The organism is Rhizobium sp. SEMIA 4085, assembly GCF_013004495.1.
Taxonomy (GTDB): Bacteria; Pseudomonadota; Alphaproteobacteria; order Rhizobiales; family Rhizobiaceae; genus Rhizobium; species Rhizobium gallicum.
In genome coordinates, this window is the sequence record NZ_JABEPH010000514.1 from 1 (window position 1) to 3,233 (window position 3,233).

Sequence of the window (3,233 nt, forward strand, 5' to 3'; positions counted from 1 at the left end):
ATATCATTCACGGCTGCCCTGGACCCCGGCTATAGTCCAGCCTGCGCAAGAGTACGCAGATCAGGCTGTGCCACAAATGAACAGCTGTCGCCTGGCTCAGAGCTCGCGATGGCCTACAGCACGCGCTCTCAACTTCACATGCTCCATTATCGCTTCGACGAAGCGATTGATTGGGGGTTGCGGGCGATCTCACTCGCCGACCAACTGGGCCAAATCGAAACGCGCGTCCACGCTTTGAACAATGTCGGCACCGCGCTCCTTTTCGCCGGCCGTCCTGGCGGCCTCGAGCGGCTGGAGGAAAGCCTGGCGCTGGCGCTCGAGCACGGATTTCACGACCATGCGGCGCGAGCCTACACCAACTTCGCGGAATGCGCAGTCGTGTCCAAGGACTTTGTCCTGGCCGAACGCTTGTTGTCTGAGGGCATCGCATTCGCCAGCAGGCACGATCTCGATTCAGCCACGCAATACCTGCTCGGCCGGCAGGCGCAGCTTCGCATGGAGCAGGGTCGCTATCGCGAAGCTGAGACCGTTGCGCAGGGCGTCATGAGCCTGGTACGCCTACCGATGGTCATGCACCTGCCGGCGCTCACTGTGCTCGGAATGGTGCGCGTGCGACTGGGCGAGCCCGGCAGCTTGACCCTTCTCCAGCAGGCGCTCCAGGAAGGATTGGCGACTGGTGAACTCCAACGGATCGTGCCTGTCCGCCTTGCGCTGGCCGAAGCGGCCTGGCTTGACGGAGACGTCAGTGCCGGCCATGAGCAATTAAATGCACTCGCCGAGATGGATCTCGATAACTTCCGTACCTGGGACTTCGGCGAACTGGCAGTGTGGTGGCAGAGATGCGGTATGGCCAAACCGCTGCCCGCGCCGAAGGCGCAGCTTCCTTTAGCGCGTTCGGCCGAGCTCCTCGGCAATTCACTATCGGCGGCAAGGGAGTGGGATCGCCTGGGGCTTCCCTATGAAGCGGCGCTTGCCCTGATGCAGGTTCGAGGAGCCGACGCCGGGCCGGCTTTGGGTCGTGCCGTCACGACGTTGGAATCGTTGGAGGCGCGTCCCGCTGCGGCGCTGGCGCGAAAGCTGGCGCAGCGCTTGGGAGTTGCAGGCCATTTGCCGAAAAGCCGCAGAGGGCCATATGGGGCGGCTCGCCGTCACCCGCTTGGTTTGACGTGGCACGAACAACAAGTGCTCGCCTTGATCGCAGCGGGCATGAGCAACAAGGAGGCTGCCCAGCGTTTGTCGCGCTCCCCGCGCACGATCGAGCATCAGGTTTCCGCCGTGCTCGGCAAATTCAATGCCGCTAATCGTATGGAGGTCCTTCTGCGCCTGCGCGGCGAGCCATGGCTCCTGTCAAGCGATGACTCGCTGCCAGCCGTGACAAACTGATCCACCGTGAAATTTAGGGTGCCAGCCGCCGGGAAATTGGGTGGCCGTACCGATGTGTTCGAGCTGCTCTGCGCATAGGCTGGGTTTGCCACCATGGGCAGAAGATGCCCAGGCAGGCGATCACTCGCGGAGGAGGGATTGTGATGACCAGAAGTTCTACAGCGTTTGCAATGGCCTTACTCGCCACGACAGGCGTCGCTGCGGCGTCGGAACTGGCGCCAGGCAACGGCTACAGTATTCATCTCGACCGTTTCAATGGAGCCGTGTATTACACGGTCGAAAAAGACGGCTACCGGGTGGTTGCGACCATGGCGTCCGGCGAAGAAGCACAGCCGATCCGCTTCGTATCCACACTCGGACCGGGGCAGCGGCTAATGATCTCCGTGCCTCAAGCCATCGGCCAGCCGTCCGCCGACTTCGAGATCTTGCGCAATGGGGAGGTCCTTCTCGTGCAGGAGCCCACCGCAAACCTGATCGATAACGTGTCGACCAGCGCCATAATCGAGGATTGATTCTTTTGGCCTTCCGGGAGCCTCGCGGCGAGAGCGGTGAGCCGGGCGGCCCATCCGGACATGCCGGGCGAGCCGCCCAACGGACGATCAATCCCGAAGGGCTGATCCGGGAGGGAGCCGGGTGAACTTTACGTGCGAGAAAGTGACTTTCACAGCACAGGAACTAGGCCCCGGCTTTCCGGCAGCGGGCCTGTGACATAGTCAGAGCTCGATTTTTCCTGCTATTGGTACGCACGAAGCCGCCATCGGACAACGCGGCCCACGCCGCCAAGCGCCTTCGAGGCACAGAAAGATGCGTCCATTGCCGCGCCTGCTACTGTTCGCTGTCGTCGCCTGTGGCGTCGCGGTCACTTCTGGGCGATCTTCGCAGGACGGCGCGGCCGCCGACAAGTTCTACAAGGTGGTCGATGGGAAGGCCGATGCGCGGACCTACAACGGTTACCGGCGCTATCATGCCGGCTGCAATCATTGCCACGGCCCCGATGGAGTCGGCTCGACTTTTGCATCCTCTCTCGTCAACCGGCCGCTCGATATCGAGACGTTCAGGCGTGTCGTTCGCGATGGCCAGAGCACGAGCGGGAGCTCGGCCATGAAAGGGTTCGCCAATGATCCCAATTTCGCTCCTTATATCGATGACATTTACGCCTATTTGCAGGCCCGCGCTGACGGCGCTCTCGGCCGCGGGCGGCCCAAAAGAGTGGAGCCGTAGAACCGCGATTCCGCCCGCGATCGAACATAGTGCTGGCACTGGCGCACGACGTCCTCGAAATCTCTCGAGCAACCAGCGCCGGCCCCACCTCGGCAGCGGCGCCTCAATGTGCGCGCTGAAGGAGGCGCGCAGCGTGGAGACGACGATGGGCTTCACTGCGCTCGACGGCCTGCTGATGAGCACCCGGCCGGGACAGATGGATCCCGGTGTCGTGCTGATGAGGAACTGATGATCGCGCGTCATACGCTTGCGCTCATCACAGCGCCCTGAAAGAAATCTCAGGGTTGCGCTTGGCGCCCTCTAGAATCAGTGTGTCGCGAAGCGGCCGTTATCGGCTTGATGCGCCCCACTCCCGAAAGCAGCCAGTGGGCTTTGCACGAACCACACCCGCGAGCGAAATTTCTACCAGGCAATCATGCTTAAGCTATGCAGGATGACCTGCAGACCAAGAGCTGCCTGGGTTACCCCGAGCACCACTGCCAATACCTGAAGCGAAGTTCCGATCCACCTCAGAATGGTCTCCGCGAAAATCATCGCCACCCAGTCCAGCGCCAGGATCAGCAATACGATAGCACCCACGCTGAAGCCTTCCGCATCTCTGCCTCCCCCCCACGATCCCAAAACGCTGA

At 62.0% G+C, this 3,233-nt stretch carries 3 protein-coding genes and 2 pseudogenes; 4 read left to right on the forward strand and 1 reads right to left on the reverse strand.

Going from position 1 to position 3,233, the window contains the following annotated elements:
• The first annotated feature begins 108 nt into the window (after window positions 1-108).
• From C9413_RS30135 to C9413_RS30150, 4 genes and pseudogenes are all read left to right on the forward strand, one after another.
• The gene (locus C9413_RS30135) at window positions 109-1,383 is read left to right on the forward strand and encodes a LuxR family transcriptional regulator (protein WP_246703891.1); all 1,275 of its coding nucleotides are present in this window, start codon (window positions 109-111) and stop codon (window positions 1,381-1,383) included.
• A gap of 143 nt (window positions 1,384-1,526) precedes the next feature.
• Window positions 1,527-1,895, forward strand: coding sequence for a hypothetical protein (locus C9413_RS30140; RefSeq protein WP_039845825.1), 369 nt, complete (start codon window positions 1,527-1,529; stop codon window positions 1,893-1,895).
• 292 nt (window positions 1,896-2,187) lie between these two features.
• Window positions 2,188-2,604, forward strand: coding sequence for a c-type cytochrome (locus tag C9413_RS30145; protein ID WP_052451593.1), 417 nt, complete (start codon window positions 2,188-2,190; stop codon window positions 2,602-2,604).
• An 85-nt stretch (window positions 2,605-2,689) separates the two neighbouring features.
• Window positions 2,690-2,821, forward strand: a pseudogene (locus tag C9413_RS30150) (acetate kinase); the annotation flags it as partial.
• 185 nt (window positions 2,822-3,006) lie between these two features.
• Here C9413_RS30150 and C9413_RS30155 read toward each other — a convergent pair.
• A pseudogene (locus C9413_RS30155) lies at window positions 3,007-3,233 on the reverse strand (MarC family protein); the annotation flags it as partial.

What these genes read in the sequence shown, in the direction of transcription:
- C9413_RS30135 (WP_246703891.1), top strand. Translation starts at nt 109, where the DNA reads ATGGCCTACAGCACGCGCTCTCAACTTCACATGCTCCATTATCGCTTC.
- C9413_RS30140 (WP_039845825.1), top strand. Translation starts at nt 1,527, where the DNA reads ATGACCAGAAGTTCTACAGCGTTTGCAATGGCCTTACTCGCCACGACA.
- C9413_RS30145 (WP_052451593.1), top strand. Translation starts at nt 2,188, where the DNA reads ATGCGTCCATTGCCGCGCCTGCTACTGTTCGCTGTCGTCGCCTGTGGC.